This window comes from Brucella sp. TWI432, assembly GCF_039674445.1.
Classification (GTDB): domain Bacteria; phylum Pseudomonadota; class Alphaproteobacteria; order Rhizobiales; family Rhizobiaceae; genus Brucella; species Brucella chromiisoli.
In genome coordinates this window covers 343,612-359,979 of sequence record NZ_JBDJNL010000002.1, presented here as the reverse complement: position 1 = coordinate 359,979, position 16,368 = coordinate 343,612, and the positions used below count along the sequence as shown (strand labels likewise).

Sequence of the window (16,368 nt, the reverse complement as noted above, 5' to 3'; positions counted from 1 at the left end):
TGTCTTGATTTTCCAGCGTTCAGCGTTTTCTACCGTTCTCTGCAAGATCAAGCAAAACCTGTGCGCCAATCTCGCCCGATGGGCGTTCTGTCGCCATGATCGAGGTAACTTTATCAAAGCCGTCAAGCTGCGCCTGCCGCGAAGCTGTCTTCTGCATCAATTGCTCAATATAGCGCGCAAGATTACCGGGCCTCACCGACTCATTGAAGAATTCCGGCACAACTGGCTGGTCTGCAATAATATTGGGAAGAGCCGCACTCCAGATCGTAATGCGGGAGATCAGAAACTGCCGCGCGAACCAGTCAGCTTTATAGGAAAGAACTGTCGGAATATGCGACAGCGCCAGCTCCAGCGAAACAGTACCCGACGCGGCCAATGCCGCATCCGCACGCGAGAAAGCATCCCATTTGGCCTCATCACCAGTCACAATGAGTGGCTTAACGGCCCAGTCCTTTGACATCTCACGCACCGTTTCTTCAATGCGCGGCAAGGTTGGCAGAATGACTTCGAGTTTTTCAACACGTTTCGAAAGTTCCGCAACCGCCTTGCCGAATGGCTCCATAAGCATCTGAAGCTCGCCACGGCGGGAACCGGGAAGCAAAAGCAGGCAACGTGACCCGTCGGGCCAACGTGTCATCTCGGTTTTACGTTGCGCCGCCTGCACTTTCAGAATCGGCGCATAACTGCTCAAACGATGCCCTACATAGGTCGATTGCGGTCCGTTGAGCCGCTTCATCACCTCGACCTCAAACGGCAAAACTGTCAAAACATGATCGACATAGGCCCGCATGGCTTTGGCTCGCTGCGGCCGCCATGCCCAGACACTTGGGGCAATATATTTGACGATAGGAATAGACGGGTCAGCGGCACGTATTTTTTTTGCAACGCGATGGGTAAAATCGGGACTGTCAATCAGCAAAACGCAATCCGGCTTTTCAGCAACGATCCGCTTCGCCGTCTGCCCAATGCGCACAACAAGGCCGGGCAAGTTTTTGAGAATTGCACCAAGCCCCATGAGGGCAATTTCATGAGGATCAAAAAAACTCTTCAAGCCGCGCTCGGTCAGATGCGTGCCGCCGACACCAACAATATCCACAAGTCTGTCGGTCTGGCCACGAAGAGCATCTATCAGATCGGCGCCAAGAAGATCGCCGGATTCTTCTCCGGCCACGATTGCTATTTTCAATGGCCGGCTGGTTTTACTCACCCTTATATGTCCTTTGTGCTTCGACTGATCGTCTCGATAAAAAGGCCTTTTTCATTTGCCGCAGCCAGGGTTTCACCAAGGCCGAGAATGAAGGTGCGTCCCGCTTCAATCGCAATTCCGGAAAGGCCTGCCCGCGCTGCATTTTCCACCGTAGACACACCGATCGCTGGCAAATCAGCGCGCTCATCCTGCCGTGGCTTGGCCATTTTGACAAGCACGCCGCCGCGTTTTGAAATTCTGCCTTCCTGACGCAGCGCAAAAACGCGCTCAATCATCAAGTCGGTGCCTTCAGCCCCCTCAAGCGCAACAACACGCCCCCCAGCCGCAATAGCGCCCTGCCCGACATCAAGTTCACCCAGGCGAAGCGCTGCGTCCATTGCAAGCGCGATATTCCGGCGCTCACGCGAATCTGCTCCCAAACGGGTCAAACAACGCGCAGGTTCGGGGGACAACAAGTCTGGCACAACTTCGTGCGCTCCCACCATTTTAAAGCCGTAGCGCTCCAGCAAGCGCATAAAGGCGCGCAACAGCGCATCATCGCCCTGACTGAGCGCAACCAGAACATACCGCGCAGCCCGGATTGTCGGTAAATTAAGCTTCAAATCGCTCAAATGTGGTCGATTGCGAAGACCACCGGCCAGAACCACTTGCGAAACGCCAGCAGACCGCATGGCGCGCATCAGCATGCCAAAATCAACAGCCGAAATTTCCTGATGATCATAATCATAAAGTGAAGCATCAGCTTCACCGCGCAACGGAAGCACAAAAGGCGGATTTCCATCCGCCTTCAGAGCCTCGGCAACTTTAATCGGCAAAAGACCATTGCCAGCAATAATGGCCGTGCGCGGGCGCATTATCGCGCTTTTCCCGCTATCAATCACCGTCACCATCATCCATCGCTCCGCCTATGGATGAACCAAGCGGCGGCGTACAATAGGCACGTTTATTTTCAACAAGAATGAAGGAAATCAGGTCCTTCACACCATCGGAGTCAGGAATTGCCTTGAGAACGTCCTGCGCGCGTTCACGCACAGGCTTGGAGCGATCAAACAGCATATGCACCGCGTGGCGCAGATTATGGATATCCTTGCGCTGCATACCGGAACGCTTCATTCCGATGATATTCAGACCACCAAGATACGCATGGTTGCCGATCGCACTGCCGTAAGGGATGAGATCATGTGCAAGTGCGGCCATCCCGCCAACAAAGGCATGATGTCCAACGCGCGTGAACTGGTGAACAGCCGAACCACCGCCAAGAATCGCATAGTCACCGATCTCGACATGACCGCCGATCATGACGTTATTGGCGAATGTAACGTGATTGCCAACATCGCAATCATGCGCCACATGCGCATAGGCGAGAAACTGGCAATTGTCGCCAACACTTGTGAAGCCGCGACTGCTGTCTGAACCGCGATGCATGGTGACACCTTCGCGGATAAGGCAATTCGTACCCACTGTCAGTCGGGTCGGTCCGCCTTTATGCTTTCCATTCTGCGGATCGCAACCCAGAACAGCATGCGGATATACCTTTGCGCCAGCGCCGAGCGTTACCGCGTCGCTGACCACAACATGGCTCATCAGTTCCGAGCCATCACCGATGATAGCACCAGATAGCACATGGCAAAAAGGGCCGACAGATACGCCCTGCCCAAGTTCCACACCCGCCTCAACGAGAGCAGTAGGGTGGATAAAAGTTTCCTTCATTGAGGTACTCACGCCTTCTCTTCGGCTACGCCAACCATCGCGGCGACTTCAGCTTCGGCAACCTTTACGCCATCGACCTCTGCTACGCACTCAAATTTAGAGATATTTCCGCGCTGTTTGATCTTTTTCACGTGAAGGTGAAGCTGATCGCCAGGAACAACAGGGCGACGGAACTTGGCTTTGTCGATTGTCATGAAATAGACGAGGCTCGGCTTATCAGCACCATTATGAAGAACTGTGATTGCGCCAGCTGTCTGTGCCATAGCTTCAATGATCAGAACGCCCGGCATAATCGGCTTGTCTGGAAAATGGCCAGTAAAATGCGGCTCATTCATCGAAACATTCTTGATGCCAGTCGCAGACTGATCGCCATCAATATTAATGATACGGTCAATGAGCAAAAACGGATAACGATGCGGAAGCGCACGCAAAATATCCTGAATGTCTGCGGTTTCCAGCTTCAGATTAGCATCACTCATCAGAGGATTGCTCCTTTCTTGGTTTCCCGATGCTTCGGATATTCGCAATATCTCGGAACCATTGCTTGATTGGTCGAGCAGGGACGCCCCCCCAACGCTCACCATCGGGTATGTCATTCATAACGCCGCTTCCCGCAGCAATCTGCACACGCGAACCGATAACGACATGATCGGCAAGGCCGACACTGCCACCGATCATGGTCTGATCACCGATAACAACACTGCCGGAAATGCCACAAAGTGCAGCCACAACGCAAAACCGGCCAAAGCGCACATTATGTGCAATCTGCACAAGATTATCGATCTTGGTGCCTTCACCGATAATCGTGTCGTTCAATGCTCCACGGTCTATCGTGGTATTTGCACCGATTTCCACATCATCCTGAAGAATAACGCGGCCAAGCTGAGGTACCTTTTCAAGCCCGCGCGGACCCGGCACATAGCCAAACCCATCCTGCCCGATGCGAACACCCGGATGCAAAGACACACGATTGCCGACCATCGCAAACTGAATGGCAACACCCGGCGCAATATAGCTATCGCGCCCGATCTGACAGCCCTCACCCACAACAGCCGTGGCTGCAATCAGCGTGCCGGAACCGATGCTGACATTTCTGCCAATCATCGCGCCGGCTTCAATCGTTGCACCCTCTTCAATCTTCGCAGATGGATGAATGAATGCAGAAGGTGAAATGCCGGACTCGCCCAGCCAGCTTTCAGGCCGCACGGAAACAGGAAACAGCATCCGTCCAACGGACGAAAAATCACGGTGTGGATTGCGGGTAACAAGTGCGGCGATGCCGGGAGGAACGCTGTCTGCGACATCTTCGGAGCATAAAACGCCTGCGGCTTTCATACCGGCAAGCGCTAACGCATTTCTCTTGCCATCAACGAAAACAAGCGCATCGTCACTTGCGTCGCTTAAAGACGCCAAACGCGCAACAGCACGCGGCGCAAGCTTCGGGTTACGAAGGCTTGCACCGGTGAAATCTGCAATATCGCCGATCGTGAGTTCACGGGAAGGCTTGAAAAAAATGGGATCTGCCATCAAAGCACTTTCTTGCCCGGGGCATGTCTGCCCCGGGAAAAGGCAAATCTATTAGAACTTGGTCGAAACACCGAAGTTGAAATTCTGAACCTTATCGGTATCAGCCTTAGCAACTGGGAATGCGTAGTCAAAGCGCAACGGACCAAACGGCGAAGCCCACATCAAGCTGACACCGACCGAAGCGCGGAGCTTCTTGTCATCGCCGAGAACAGGTTGACCACCAAGCGAGGAACTGTTTCCGTAAAGTGTCGCTGCATCAGCAAACAATGCACCGCGAATACCAAGGCTTTCCGGAACAACAGGCATCGGGAACTGAACTTCAGCCGTAGCATTTGCGTAGGTGGTTCCACCAAGCCAGTAGCGGTTGCCGTTTCCAGCGTCCTGATAAGGACCGATACCGTTAAACTTGAAACCGCGGATCATATCCGAATTGTTCTTGAACATATCGAAGATACGAACGCCATCATTGCCGAACTCGTGGATGTAACCACCGCCAACACCCAGCATACCGACAATGTCAGCTTCCTGTGCGAGTGTCTGATAGTAGTTAGCCTTGAACGTGGTCTTGATGTATTTCGCATCGCCGCCCAGACCTGCAAACTCCTGATTGAAGCGCGCATAAATACCATCATGCGGATTCTTCATATCATCAATGGAGTTATAGGTCAGCGAGTAGCTGATCGAAGAACGAAGCCATGGGCTATGCTGGCCAGCTTCGATAAGCGCTGGGGCATAATAGTTCGGGTCTGGGTTGCCCTGGGCGTCAAGAACGTCAAGCTTATACTTTTCCTGAACGAGATTGTAAGCAAGACCAGCCGAGAAGTTATCCGTAATCGGAAGACCGAAACGAATCGTGCCACCCGTCTGCTCAACGTCGTAACGACCACCGCTGCTCACGCGATATGAGCGACGGAATACGTCAAACCCGGCCGACATGCGATAGCCAAGGAAATATGGCTCGGTGAACGACAAGGCGTAGTTACGCATCTTGTCCTGACCGGCACCGGCACTGATACGGACGAACTGGCCACGTCCGAGGAAGTTACGCTCGGTAATCGCAGCTTCAACCTGCGCACCCGGCGAATCACCACCCGTCGTATAACCACCGCCGATCGAGAATTCACCGGTCGACTTTTCGACAACATCGACAATCAGGATCACCTGATCAGGCTCTGCACCCGGCGCGGTCGACACATTAACTGTCTGGAAGAAATCGAGCGCTTCAAGACGACGCTTCGCGCGCTGAACCATAACCTGATTGAAGGCATCGCCTTCATTCATGTCGAACTCACGACGAATAACATAATCACGGGTCTTGTCGTTGCCACGGATCTCAATGCGCTCAACATAAGCGCGCGGACCCTGATCAACACTGTAAACAAGCGAAATCGTGTTGTTTTCGAAATCACGGTCACCACGAGGCTCAACCTTGGCAAACGCATAACCGCTACCGGCGACGTTTTCGGTGATAGCCGTAACCGAATCTTCAACTTCCTTGGCACTGTAAGGCTTACCCGTACGCGTCTTCACAAGACGATCGAGAGCCTGCGTATCAACACCTTCTACGGTGCTTTCTACGGTTACATTACCGAAATTATAACGCTGACCTTCGTCAACATTGATGGTGATCGTGTATTCGTTGGTCGCCGGATCAAGCACAGCATTCGACGACAACACACGGAAATCCGCATAGCCGCGATTGTAGTAGAAACGACGCAGCGCTTCTTCGTCAGCCTGCAAGCGACCTTCATCGTAAACGTCGTTACGGGTCAACCACGACAGCGGGTTCGAACGCTTTGTGGAGATCACATCGCGCAGACGACGCGCGCTATAGACGTTGTTGCCGACAAAATTAATGTCAGCGATCTTTGTGCGACCACCTTCTGTGATCTCATAGACCACATTGACGCGGCCCTGACCAAGATCAACCGTCCGTGCATTCACGATCGCATCGCTGCGGCCGATATGTGCATAGGCACCCTTAATGGCTTCCTTGTCAGCTTCCATCACCGCAGCATCATAAGGCGAGCGCGGCTTAAGCTGGATAGCGCGAGCAAGGTCAGGATCCTTGATCTTCTTGTTGCCCTGGAACAGGACGTTATTAACGACCTTACGTTCATCAACATGGATGACAAGCGTGCTACCGGACTGATTGATGCGAACATCAGAAAACAGCCCCATGGCATAAAGACGCTTTACGGCGTCATCAATATCGGTGCTGTTGAAAGCTTTGCCTGGGCGAATATCGATATTGTCACGGATTGTCTGCGCATCAACGCGCGAATTTCCGCGCACTTCGATGCGATTGACAACAGCAGCCTGAGCAGCATTGACCGACACCAGAGAAAGCGCAGCCGAACCCGAAGCTACAAGAGCAACTGACATGGCGAGCGCTGAAGCGGCACCAAAGAATTTAGAACTTGCCGTCATGGGCTTTCCGAACCTTCGTTTCTTTCTGTCCCCGGGGCGATTTTCCCAGAAATGCACGTATAGATACAACCGTAATAACCGGTTTTTCTATACAAGCAAGCGCCACAGTTAAAATCTGTTTACTTAAGCAATTAGCGTGGCATCCATGCCACGCGATTTAATGTTTATGGTAAACAGATCACTACGCTTTTCCAGTCCTCGCTCCCAATGTTCATTTCTGATTAACACCTCTGCACAGTTTTTAATGTGCGTGGTGCTTCTTAAAAAATGGCAGGCCCCGCCAAAGTAACAACGCGACCCGGTTCCTCGTCGACCAATTTGCCCAGTGATCTAGCAGGCAAACAAGTCGTTGAAAAGTACGAACCCCATGAATCCCATAACAACGAGGAATCCAACGCGGTAAAAAATCTCCTGCGCGCCGACAGACACAGGGCTGCCCTTGATCGCTTCCACGGCATAAAAAACCAGATGCCCACCGTCCAAAGGCGGCAACGGAAACAGGTTCAGAAGCCCGATACCAATGGAAAGCATGGCTGTGAGCTGAATCAACCAGTCAAATCCCTGGCTTGCGGCCTTACCAGCCATATTAGCAATCTTAACAGGACCACCGAGTTGGCACTTATCTTCGCGTCCAACGGCAAAGCGCTGAAAAAATTCTCCGGTCCGGCTGATGATATGGCCGGTTTCCAGAATCGCCTGTCCCACTGATTCGAATGGACCATATTCAATCCTGCGAAAATTTCCGACTTCCTGCGTGATTTCCACGCCGATTGCACCCATCTTGACTTTATTGCCAAGGGGATCGGTGCGTTCAACGAGCGCTGGCGTGGCTTGCAGATCAACCAGTTTTCCGTCGCGCTCCACTGTGAAGTCTAAAACATCACCCGAGCGACCGGAAACAATCCGCTGCACATCAGCAAACGTCGTAATCTTCTGCCCGTCGACACTCATAAAGCGATCACCCGGCTTAAAGCCAGCCTCAGCAGCCGGTGTGTTCGGCTGAACACCGGCAACAAGCGGATCGGCAATCTGTCGACCATACAGGCCAAAAAATACGCTGAAGATAACAACCGTGAGAATGATGTTGAATGCAGGACCGGCAAACACCGTTGCAGCACGCTTCCAGACCGGTTGGGTATGAAAAGCCCTGCTCTGTTCTTCTGCACTGAGAGTGGAATTATCCACACCGACAGGCGAACTGGTGGCACTCTCATCGCCCAGAAACTTCACATAGCCGCCAAGCGGGATAGCCGAAAGCTTCCAGCGCGTGCCGTGTCGGTCGTTAAAGCCGATCAGTTCTGGTCCAAAACCGATAGAAAAGGCGCTCGCACCAATGCCGCACCATCTGCCAACCAGATAATGTCCCATTTCATGCACAAAAACGACAACAGTCAGCACAAACAGAAATGGAATAATCGTCCCTACGAACAGACTTTCACCACCAATGAAAAAGGCAAGAGCCTCCTGCAAATTACCACTCCTACAAATTCATACGCTGTCAGAAACTAAAAAATATGGCTGATGGCACATCAGGCTCTGCAATAATAGCACCAAATAGGTACAAAATAGCGGCAGCAGCCACAAGTCCATCAACGCGATCAAGAACACCACCATGCCCCGGCAGAAGACGACCAGAATCTTTAGCGCCGAACTGACGCTTCACCCATGATTCTGCAAGATCGCCGATCTGCGAGACAATTGACAACAAAAGCGCCAGCAGCGGGACAATAAAACTTCCCGGAGCAGCAACGAGCGATGCGACCAGAATGCCGCCCGCGACAGCGGCAGCAGCACCGCCCAAAGCGCCCGACCATGTTTTGTTGGGCGAAAAGCGCGGCGCAAGTTTCGGTCCACCGAGCGCGCGCCCATTGAAATAGGCAGCGATATCGGTCGACCATACAACTGCAAACAGGAAGCAGATAGCTGTGAACCCGAACGGCTCGTCGCCACGCAACAACGAAAGAGAAATTGCAGAAAAACCCGCATAAAAAAGACCGGCAGCAGGCCAGCCGCGCCCGGTCTTCCACTGCGTTGCCAAAAGAACAATCGAACCTGCCAACAGGAAACCAATCGTCAGCAAGGCCCCACGATCAAGAATCAAAAGCACAAAGGTTACCAGCAACCAACCCCAGCCAAAGAAACGTGAAAATAACGTCTGCTTTGTCGCGCTCAGTTCCGCCCACTCATAAAACATCGCCAGCCCAATCGCGATGGAGAACAGGGTGAACCCCAGCCCGCCTATCCAGGTCAGCCAAAGAGCTGCGGCTCCGAGAACAATGGCGGTCAGAATACGCGTTTGCAGATTTGACATTGATACCTTTCGGCTAACTTAAACTGTGAGAGCGACGATTGTGCGCCCCAACAGGTGCACGGCGCTCTATGCGGTCAGGCCACATCAAACCGCGGCACCTTTTGCTGGCGTGCATTCGATTGCGGGTGAGCACTCTTCGAGCTTGTTGGGCACCTCTACGCCACCAAAACGACGTTCACGCTGACGGAAAGCTTCATAAGCAGCATCAAGATCAGCGGCCTTGAAATCAGGCCAGTGTCCCGGCACGAACAGAAATTCGGAATAGGCAGCCTGCCAGAGCAGAAAATTAGAAAGCCGCATTTCGCCGCTCGTACGGATAATCAGATCCGGATCGGGAATTCCGGCAGTATCAAGATTAGCCGAGATCAGCTCCGGCGAAATAGAAGACGGATCAAGGCGCCCTGCCGCCACATCGGCTGCAAGGCTCTTCACCGCACGCGCGATTTCGTCACGCGACCCATAATTGAACGCGATAATCAGATTAAGGCCGGTATTTTTGCGCGTCAGCGATTCAGCTTCCGTGAGCAAGGCGCAAATATCAGACGCCAACCCGTCCCGCTCGCCAATGATGCGCACACGAACATTGTTGCGATGCAGTTCGGCAAGGTCACGCCGGATGAAAAGCTTGAGCAACCCCATAAGATCGCCGACTTCACCGCTTGGGCGCGACCAGTTTTCAGATGAAAATGCAAAAAGGGTGAGGTAGCCAAGTTTGCGATCACCAGCATAGCGCACCGTCTCGCGCAATGCTTCAACGCCGGCCCTGTGGCCAGCGCTTCGCGGAAGCCCTCGCGCCTTCGCCCAACGTCCATTACCGTCCATGATAATAGCTATATGGCGCGGATCGGACATATCGCTGCTCTCCCTCACTGAAAAATCATGCGCGGCCTAAACCTGCATGATCTCTCCTTCTTTGACGGTAACAATCTTGTCCATTTCAGCAATGGTATCGTCAGTCAGCTTCTGGACTTTTTCGGAAAGTCCGCGGCTGTCATCCTGACTGATGTCGCCGTCCTTCTCCAGCTTTTTCAGCGTGTCCATACCATCGCGACGAACATGGCGTGCAGCAATACGGCCCTGTTCGGCATATTGATGCGCAATCTTGACCAGCTCTTTACGACGCTGTTCGTTCAGTTCGGGCAAAGGAATACGCAGCGTCATGCCGTCGGTGATCGGATTGAGACCAAGACCAGAATCACGAATCGCACGCTCAACAGCACCAACCATGGTCTTGTCCCACACGGACACCGAAAGCATACGCGATTCTGGCACAGTAATATTGGCAACCTGATTGATCGGCATTGTGGAGCCATAAGCCTCAATCGTGATCGGCTCGAGCAAGCTTGCTGATGCGCGGCCTGTACGCAGGCCACCAAGGTCATGCTTCAGCGCGTTAACGGCGCCTTCCATGCGGCGCTTCAGGTCGTTGATGTCAAAAACATCGCTCATGCAATTTCTCCTTCAGTGCTTGGGGGCAAGGTCAATGATCAGTTATCGGAAACGATCGTGCAGCGTCCCCTGCCTTGCAGAATTTCGGCCAAGCCGCCGTTTTCATGAATGGAATAGACTATTATCGGAATGTTGTTCTCACGTGCAAGTGCAACTGCTGTGGTATCCATGACAGCAAGTCCGCGATCAAGAACTTCCTTATGGGTGAGATGATCGAAACGGGTGGCTTCCGGGTCTTTTTTAGGATCGGCGGTATAGATACCGTCGACTTGTGTTCCCTTCAAAAGGGCATCCGCACCGATTTCAGCAGCACGCAGGGCCGCCGCAGAATCTGTCGTGAAGAATGGGTTGCCGGTGCCGCCCGCAAAAATAACAACCTTGCCCTCATCCATATAAGCAGTTGCCTGCCGCTGGGAGAAGCTCTCGCAGATTTCGGGCATGGCGATTGCCGACAGAACGACAGCATCCACACCGATCTTGTGCAGCGAGGTGCGCAAAGCCAGCGAATTGATGATGGTTGCGAGCATACCCATGTGATCGCCGATCACGCGGTCGCCCCCCTTTGAGGCAACAGCCACGCCGCGGAAAATATTACCGCCGCCAATGACAACGCCAACCTCGACGCCAAGAGCACGCGCCTGCTTGATGTCGTTTGCAATGCGATCAGCGACCGAAACATCGATGCCAAAACCCTGACTGCCCATCAGTGCCTCACCAGAGGCTTTCAAAAGAACGCGTTTATAGGCGGGCTTAACGGACATGGAGGTTTCTCCGCAGATGATGAACGACTGTTACTATTGAGGTTGCGATACACGAAGGGCACCGCGTTGTCACGCGATGCCCTTCATAATCAAAAGCCTTTTCAGACGAAAAGACTGATTAGCCCTTAACTGCCGCAGCAACTTCAGCAGCAAAATCGCTTTCTTCCTTCTCGATACCTTCGCCAAGCGCAATACGCGCAAAGCCGGTGATCTTGGCAGGAGCGCCGATCGACTTTTCAGCTTCCTTGAGTGCTGCTTCAACAGTAAGGTCAGGATTGATAACGAAAGCCTGCGAAAGAAGAACAACTTCTTCGTAGAACTTGCGCATACGGCCTTCGATCATCTTTTCGATGATATTGTCTGGCTTGCCCGATTCACGAGCCTGCTCGATGAAGATCGCCTTTTCGCGCTCAGCAGCAGCCGGATCAACATCAGCAGCAGTCAGAGCAAGCGGGTTGATCGCAGCAACGTGCATGGCAACCTGACGACCGAATGCGCTTGCAGCTTCTGCATTGCCTTCCGTTTCGATTGCAACGAGAACGCCGAGCTTGCCGAGGCCATCTGCAACGCCATTGTGAATATAGGTAGCAACTGCACCCTTGGAGACTTCAAGAGCTGCCGAACGGCGGAAGCTGATGTTTTCACCGATGGTTGCAACAGCATCCTTAGCAGCCTGCGTTACCGACTTGCCTTCGATGTTTGCTTCAGCAACAGCTTCAGACGAACCGTCAGTCGACAGAGCGGTCTGGGCAATCTTGCGAACGAGATCCTGGAAAGCATCGTTGCGGGCAACGAAGTCGGTTTCGGAGTTGACTTCAACAACAACAGCCTTGTTGCCGGAAGCTGCAACGCCAACCAGACCTTCAGCAGCCGTACGGCCAGCCTTCTTGTCAGCCTTAGCGATACCCTTGGCGCGCAGATAATCAACAGCTGCTTCGATGTCGCCATTGGTTTCAGCAAGCGCTGCCTTGCAGTCCATCATGCCAGCGCCGGTCAGTTCGCGGAGTTCTTTAACCTGTGATGCGGAAATGCTCATTGTGTCGCCTTTCACGAAAGCGAAGGCACACCGAATGGGTGTGCCAACTTTTAACCGACGCTGATTGCATCGGAACGAATGAAGTTATCCACCCGTCATATGACGAGTGGATGAAAATCATAAACGCTGATTATGCGCCTGCAGCCGGAGCTTCGAGAGCTGGCTCAACAGGAACTTCAGCCTGTGCACCAATGTCGATGCCCATAGCGCCCTGCTGACGTGCAATACCGTCGAGAGCAGCGCGTGCAATCAGGTCGCAATAAAGCGAAATAGCACGTGCAGCATCGTCGTTGCCCGGGATTGGATAGTCGATCTGATCTGGATTACAGTTCGAATCGATGATCGCAACAACTGGAATACCAAGACGCTTGGCTTCCTGGATAGCAATTGCTTCCTTGTTGGTGTCAACGATGAACATCAGGTCAGGAACCGAACCCATGTCCTTGATGCCACCGAGTGCGCGGTCAAGTTTTTCACGTTCGCGCTCAAGGTTCAGGCGTTCCTTCTTGGTGAAGCCCTGTGCTTCGCCGGAAAGGATTTCGTCAAGCTTGCGCAGACGCTGGATCGAATTCGAGATTGTCTTCCAGTTGGTCATCATGCCGCCGAGCCAGCGCGCGTTGACATAATACTGAGCCGAACGGGCTGCTGCGTCAGCAATAATGTCCGAAGCCTGACGCTTCGTACCAACGAACAGAACGCGACCGCCACGAGCAACGGTGTCGGAAACGACCTTCAGCGCGTTGTGCAGCAGAGGAACGGTCTGCGACAGATCAAGAATGTGAATGTTGTTGCGGTCGCCATAGATATATGGAGCCATCTTTGGGTTCCAGCGGTGTGTCTGGTGACCAAAGTGAACACCAGCTTCCAGAAGCTGGCGCATGCTGAATTCAGGCAATGCCATCTGTATTTTCCTTTTCCGGTTTAACCTCCACGGGCTGAGGCGATCACTCGCCACCGGAGGCTGAGGCCGGATTTCTCCCGGCAAAAGCCCAATCCCGTGTGTGGAATAGGCGCGCTGTTAAACCAACGCGCCGATAAATGCAAGCCCTGCCCCTCAAATACGGGAGAGCGTTTGATTTCACCAATCAGATGAAACCAAGCTGGGTGGCTATATAAGCTAGCGGCTCAAGCTATTCAAATTCTCGGCTTAGCAGTTCTCTTACTTTTCAGGCATCAGTGAAGAATGATGGGAGGAAATCAACCATCGCTTATGATCCCAAACATAAGTAAACGTATAGCGGGCCTGCACTTTTTTCCCGTCAGCAAAAGTAAAAGTGTAAGCACCTGTGTCAATCGCGTCATTACAACCAATTCGGATTGTGCGGCTATCTATATGCCCGACGGGATGCTCTTTTAAAAAATGTTCAAAGTAATCGATCCGCTCCCCGTCAGTCTTACGCACACGATTGGACATAGTAGGCAGAAGCACCGAGTCACGTGCGTAGTTTGCGGCTACTTTACGCGCATCTCCTGTCCGCAGTGAATTGTTCCAACGATCAAAGAGAGTGGCAATCTGAGCCTTGTCTGTTCGCACACATTGAGGATTGGCTTTTGTCACCGGGTGGTGATGCTTGGCAGCCGCCATAGACGGAGAAGCTGCCAAGAAAACAACAGAAGCCAGAAACAATAATTTCTTCATAAAACAATCCACATAAATAATTTTACTATATCACGTCTTTATAACTATAAAAAAAACAATAAAATGAAACTTAATCGGCATGCAACCGCAATTAATAGTTATAAAATATACCTCTTACTAAGGGCAGGCTTGTTTAACGGTGCTTTTATCCTCGCCATAAACATCGAGCTTAACCAACTTTCCGTGCATGGAAAAATCTCCATAGTCCATGGTCAGGTCACGGGTGATGCCGTTTCGGTAGAGCTTGAAATTGATACGATAGATTGGAAGACCGTCCTGCTTTTCCTTGTCGTCAAAATAGGAGATCGTCACCGGCCAGACATTGTCCTTCATGAACTTGCCCATGGCTTTGGCTTCATCGCCCTTGGCTTGCTGTTCCTTACCGACAACAACGGTCGTCGAAACAACACGGTCCGCATCTTCTGATGCATCATAAAGAGACGTCTGGTAAAATTTCTCTCCGGCTACAGCCTTGGTAACAAGTTCTTCCATATGCATGGTTGGAAACTGCGTCGCCTTCAGATCAAGCTTGTTTTCCTTCGGCTTGGTGAGTGCAACCACGGTCTTCCCATCTTCAACCTTGGCATCACCGCGTACTTCCTTGACCAGCTCCTTGTCGACAAAGGTTTTGTTGACGAAACGGAAATCCTTGCCGTTACCACTTTCAAAGGTTGTCGTCTGCTGATCAGTCACGCGTTGCGGCTGCTCGTCCATGTCAATGCGTGTTACAAACCGAAAATTCGTTGTGTAACCTTCGCAAGCAGAACCATTAAACTCGTAAACCATGCGGCCCGTCAGACCAGTGATCCCAGATTTTTCATCGGCACGATCCAATGTAAGATCATACACTGCGCGATGCGGAACCAACGTCACCGTCGAAGCCGCATTGGCAACGCCGCCCCAGATACAAACCGCAGCTCCGGACGCCGCAAATGCCATACTCAAAAAACGCATATATGAATCTCCCGATCTGTTGAGGAGCATGATAAAAAAACTCGTGGCGGAAGCGAGGCAAAAATCGCACCCTCCCCAAAAGCTTCACCGATTCTATGTATAAAGTCGGAAGTAGAAGGCATTAAGTTAGCAAGGATTAATGGAATGACCGACACAATCGACAGCCGTCTTAAAAATCTGGGTATATCTTTGCCGGAGGCGGCAGCGCCAGCCGCAAACTATGTGCCTTTCGCACAGACGGGCTCTTTGCTGCTCACATCCGGTCAGCTTCCACTGGAAAGCGGCAAGCTTGTGCACACAGGCCAGATTGGCGATACCTTAACGGTTGCTCACGGTCAGACGGCTGCACGCGCCTGCGCCATCAACATTCTGGCACAGGCAAAGGCAGCGCTTGGCGATCTTAACCGCATTAAGCGAATTGTGAAAATCACCGTATTCGTATCTTCGAGCACAACGTTCGTTGAGCAACACCTGGTTGCCAATGGCGCATCCGATCTGCTCGTCGCAGTCCTTGGTGATGCGGGTAAACACGCGCGCTCCGCTGTCGGTGTGGCAAGCCTGCCGCTGAATGCACCTGTTGAAGTTGAAGCCATCATTGAGGTTGCATAATGTCTTCTCCTGAATGGCTCAAAAAGCAGCCGATTGCGCATCGTGGTCTCCACGACCTCAACAATGCGCGCTGGGAAAACACGCTCTCAGCCTTTGATGCAGCCGCAAAAGCCGGCTTTGCGATTGAATGCGACGTGCACCTGACCAAAGATGGCGGCGTCATCGTGTTTCATGATGATGATCTTGAACGCCTTACTGGACGCAAAGGCCGTATCAGCGATCTGACACTTGCCGAGGCCACTGAGTTGCGCATTGGCGGCACAGATGATCATGCGCCAACGCTCAAGCAGATGCTTAACCTTGTGGCTGGCCGCGTGCCTATCGTAATCGAGCTGAAGGGCATTGAAGGCCGTGATGACGGCCTTGTGGCCGCCGTCGCCAAGGAATTGGCGGATTATAAGGGCGAAGTTGCAATCATGTCTTTCGACCATCATCTGGTGCGACTGTTTGCAAGCGATGCTCCGGGCATTCCCGGCGGCCTGACGGCTGAAGGCACCAGAATGAAGCATTTCGAGGCACATTTCTCGATGCTCGCGCATCCGATTTCATTCGTATCCTACAATGTGCATCATCTACCCAACCCTTTCGTCAGCTTCGTGCGCGACAAGCTCAACCTTCCGGTCATCAGCTGGACAGTGCGCGATTTGGAAATGAAGAAGCACAGCGATCTCAACGTGGACCAGATTACCTTTGAAGGTTTCGATCCCCGATCATTGGTAGCTTAGAGAGAAAATC

At 52.4% G+C, this 16,368-nt stretch carries 17 protein-coding genes; 2 read left to right on the top strand and 15 right to left on the bottom strand.

What is annotated here, in order from left to right; genetic code table 11:
- Window positions 1-19: 19 nt before the first annotated feature.
- The 15 genes from lpxB to eipB form a co-directional block, all read right to left on the bottom strand.
- Window positions 20-1,207 (bottom strand): lipid-A-disaccharide synthase, encoded by a 1,188-nt coding sequence (gene lpxB, locus ABE527_RS06865; protein ID WP_499696475.1) that lies wholly within the window; start codon window positions 1,205-1,207, stop codon window positions 20-22.
- 2 nt (window positions 1,208-1,209) lie between these two features.
- Entirely contained in the window at window positions 1,210-2,100 is an 891-nt protein-coding gene (locus ABE527_RS06860) for an LpxI family protein (protein ID WP_265984574.1), read from the bottom strand.
- Window positions 2,081-2,917, bottom strand: a complete 837-nt coding sequence (lpxA, locus tag ABE527_RS06855) for an acyl-ACP--UDP-N-acetylglucosamine O-acyltransferase (RefSeq protein WP_265984573.1) — start codon at window positions 2,915-2,917, stop codon at window positions 2,081-2,083. The genes ABE527_RS06860 and lpxA overlap by 20 nt, the downstream gene beginning before the upstream one ends.
- Window positions 2,918-2,925: 8 nt before the next feature.
- Window positions 2,926-3,396, bottom strand: coding sequence for a 3-hydroxyacyl-ACP dehydratase FabZ (gene fabZ / locus ABE527_RS06850; RefSeq protein WP_265984571.1), 471 nt, complete (start codon window positions 3,394-3,396; stop codon window positions 2,926-2,928).
- A complete protein-coding gene (gene lpxD / locus ABE527_RS06845) occupies window positions 3,389-4,444 on the bottom strand; it encodes a UDP-3-O-(3-hydroxymyristoyl)glucosamine N-acyltransferase (protein WP_499696474.1) in 1,056 nt (351 codons plus the stop codon). The genes fabZ and lpxD overlap by 8 nt, the downstream gene beginning before the upstream one ends.
- Window positions 4,445-4,495: 51 nt before the next feature.
- The gene (bamA, locus tag ABE527_RS06840) at window positions 4,496-6,874 is read right to left on the bottom strand and encodes an outer membrane protein assembly factor BamA (RefSeq protein ID WP_265984569.1); all 2,379 of its coding nucleotides are present in this window, start codon (window positions 6,872-6,874) and stop codon (window positions 4,496-4,498) included.
- A gap of 330 nt (window positions 6,875-7,204) precedes the next feature.
- Window positions 7,205-8,344: an RIP metalloprotease RseP gene (gene rseP / locus ABE527_RS06835; protein ID WP_499696473.1), complete on the bottom strand. Its 1,140-nt coding sequence runs from the start codon at window positions 8,342-8,344 to the stop codon at window positions 7,205-7,207.
- A gap of 28 nt (window positions 8,345-8,372) precedes the next feature.
- Window positions 8,373-9,185 carry a phosphatidate cytidylyltransferase gene (locus tag ABE527_RS06830; RefSeq protein WP_265984567.1) on the bottom strand — a complete coding sequence of 271 codons (813 nt, stop codon included), beginning with the start codon at window positions 9,183-9,185 and terminating at the stop codon, window positions 8,373-8,375.
- A gap of 84 nt (window positions 9,186-9,269) precedes the next feature.
- Window positions 9,270-10,055 (bottom strand): isoprenyl transferase, encoded by a 786-nt coding sequence (locus ABE527_RS06825; protein ID WP_265984566.1) that lies wholly within the window; start codon window positions 10,053-10,055, stop codon window positions 9,270-9,272.
- Between the two features lie 18 nt (window positions 10,056-10,073).
- Entirely contained in the window at window positions 10,074-10,634 is a 561-nt protein-coding gene (frr, locus tag ABE527_RS06820; RefSeq protein WP_265984565.1) for a ribosome recycling factor, read from the bottom strand.
- A 38-nt stretch (window positions 10,635-10,672) separates the two neighbouring features.
- Window positions 10,673-11,395 (bottom strand): UMP kinase, encoded by a 723-nt coding sequence (gene pyrH / locus ABE527_RS06815; RefSeq protein ID WP_265984564.1) that lies wholly within the window; start codon window positions 11,393-11,395, stop codon window positions 10,673-10,675.
- Between the two features lie 118 nt (window positions 11,396-11,513).
- Entirely contained in the window at window positions 11,514-12,431 is a 918-nt protein-coding gene (gene tsf, locus ABE527_RS06810) for a translation elongation factor Ts (protein WP_265984563.1), read from the bottom strand.
- A 130-nt stretch (window positions 12,432-12,561) separates the two neighbouring features.
- The gene (rpsB, locus tag ABE527_RS06805; protein WP_265984562.1) at window positions 12,562-13,332 is read right to left on the bottom strand and encodes a 30S ribosomal protein S2; all 771 of its coding nucleotides are present in this window, start codon (window positions 13,330-13,332) and stop codon (window positions 12,562-12,564) included.
- A gap of 258 nt (window positions 13,333-13,590) precedes the next feature.
- Window positions 13,591-14,070: an SgcJ/EcaC family oxidoreductase gene (locus ABE527_RS06800; RefSeq protein WP_499696472.1), complete on the bottom strand. Its 480-nt coding sequence runs from the start codon at window positions 14,068-14,070 to the stop codon at window positions 13,591-13,593.
- Between the two features lie 117 nt (window positions 14,071-14,187).
- Window positions 14,188-15,024 (bottom strand): cell envelope integrity protein EipB, encoded by an 837-nt coding sequence (eipB, locus tag ABE527_RS06795; RefSeq protein ID WP_499696471.1) that lies wholly within the window; start codon window positions 15,022-15,024, stop codon window positions 14,188-14,190.
- A gap of 144 nt (window positions 15,025-15,168) precedes the next feature.
- Between eipB and ABE527_RS06790 the strand changes: the two genes are divergently transcribed.
- Entirely contained in the window at window positions 15,169-15,633 is a 465-nt protein-coding gene (locus ABE527_RS06790) for a RidA family protein (protein WP_499696470.1), read from the top strand.
- Window positions 15,633-16,358, top strand: a complete 726-nt coding sequence (locus ABE527_RS06785) for a glycerophosphodiester phosphodiesterase (RefSeq protein ID WP_499696469.1) — start codon at window positions 15,633-15,635, stop codon at window positions 16,356-16,358. Before ABE527_RS06790 ends, ABE527_RS06785 begins: the two co-directional genes overlap by 1 nt.
- The last annotated feature ends 10 nt before the right edge of the window (window positions 16,359-16,368 follow it).

Bases quoted from the DNA above. Each gene is read 5' to 3' on its own strand.
- pyrH (WP_265984564.1), bottom strand. From the start codon at position 11,395: ATGTCCGTTAAGCCCGCCTATAAACGCGTTCTTTTGAAAGCCTCTGGT.
- ABE527_RS06790 (WP_499696470.1), top strand. From the start codon at position 15,169: ATGACCGACACAATCGACAGCCGTCTTAAAAATCTGGGTATATCTTTG.
- bamA (WP_265984569.1), bottom strand. From the start codon at position 6,874: ATGACGGCAAGTTCTAAATTCTTTGGTGCCGCTTCAGCGCTCGCCATG.
- lpxD (WP_499696474.1), bottom strand. From the start codon at position 4,444: ATGGCAGATCCCATTTTTTTCAAGCCTTCCCGTGAACTCACGATCGGC.
- lpxA (WP_265984573.1), bottom strand. From the start codon at position 2,917: ATGAAGGAAACTTTTATCCACCCTACTGCTCTCGTTGAGGCGGGTGTG.
- frr (WP_265984565.1), bottom strand. From the start codon at position 10,634: ATGAGCGATGTTTTTGACATCAACGACCTGAAGCGCCGCATGGAAGGC.
- ABE527_RS06800 (WP_499696472.1), bottom strand. From the start codon at position 14,070: ATGAAGAAATTATTGTTTCTGGCTTCTGTTGTTTTCTTGGCAGCTTCT.
- fabZ (WP_265984571.1), bottom strand. From the start codon at position 3,396: ATGAGTGATGCTAATCTGAAGCTGGAAACCGCAGACATTCAGGATATT.
- rpsB (WP_265984562.1), bottom strand. From the start codon at position 13,332: ATGGCATTGCCTGAATTCAGCATGCGCCAGCTTCTGGAAGCTGGTGTT.
- ABE527_RS06860 (WP_265984574.1), bottom strand. From the start codon at position 2,100: ATGATGGTGACGGTGATTGATAGCGGGAAAAGCGCGATAATGCGCCCG.
- tsf (WP_265984563.1), bottom strand. From the start codon at position 12,431: ATGAGCATTTCCGCATCACAGGTTAAAGAACTCCGCGAACTGACCGGC.
- ABE527_RS06785 (WP_499696469.1), top strand. From the start codon at position 15,633: ATGTCTTCTCCTGAATGGCTCAAAAAGCAGCCGATTGCGCATCGTGGT.
- ABE527_RS06830 (WP_265984567.1), bottom strand. From the start codon at position 9,185: ATGTCAAATCTGCAAACGCGTATTCTGACCGCCATTGTTCTCGGAGCC.
- eipB (WP_499696471.1), bottom strand. From the start codon at position 15,024: ATGCGTTTTTTGAGTATGGCATTTGCGGCGTCCGGAGCTGCGGTTTGT.